Raw genomic sequence first — 804 nt, forward strand, 5'->3', positions numbered from 1 at the left:
ATCGCCCTGGCCGATATCGGCGGGGTGTGGACGCTGGAGCAGGTGACGCTGGCGCTGAGCCGCCTGGCGGAATCGGCGCTGGAGGCGGCGGTCAGGCATCTGCTGCGCGCGGCCCACGATACGGGGCAGATCGTCCTGCCCGATCCCCGCCATCCGGCGCGCGGCAGCGGCTTCGTCGTGCTGGCGATGGGGAAGCTGGGGGCGCGGGAACTGAACTACTCCTCGGATATCGACCTGATCGTGCTGTACGATCCGGCCTGTCATGCCGGGCATGAGGATCTGCGCCGGATCTTTGTCCGCATGACTAGCGATCTTGTCGGGCTGATGGAAGCGCGGGACGCCGACGGATACGTGTTTCGCACCGATCTGCGCCTGCGTCCCGACCCGTCGGCGACGCCGCCGGCCATCTCGTTCCCCGCCGCGATCACCTATTACGAAAGCCTGGGCCAGACCTGGGAGCGCGCGGCGATGACCAAGGCGCGGCCGGTGGCGGGCGACGTGACGGCCGGGCGGCGTTTCCTGCGCGCGATCGCGCCCTTCGTCTGGCGGCGGCACCTCGATTTCGCCGTCATCGACGACCTGCACGACATGAAGGCGCGAATCGACCGCCACCGCAATGCCGGCCATGCCGGCCTGTCGCGCCTGGGCGAGCGGATGGTACACGACCCGCGCCTGGCGCGCGACTGGCTGATGGGCCACGACCTGAAACTGGGACAGGGCGGGATTCGCGAGGTCGAGTTCGTGGCCCAGGCGCTGCAACTGGTCTGGGGCGGTCGCCGGCCCGAACTGCGCGACCCGACTACG

The 804-nt window shown here is 69.8% G+C and carries 1 protein-coding gene; it reads left to right on the top strand.

Annotation, left to right across the window (positions count from 1 at the left end; all coding sequences use genetic code 11):
• Window positions 1–804 (top strand): [protein-PII] uridylyltransferase family protein (locus HUK84_RS20840; RefSeq protein WP_456306687.1); only part of this gene is annotated, 804 nt, incomplete at both ends.

Origin of the sequence: Nguyenibacter vanlangensis (assembly GCF_013376155.1) — a bacterium.
In the GTDB taxonomy this organism is placed as follows: domain Bacteria; phylum Pseudomonadota; class Alphaproteobacteria; order Acetobacterales; family Acetobacteraceae; genus Gluconacetobacter; species Gluconacetobacter vanlangensis.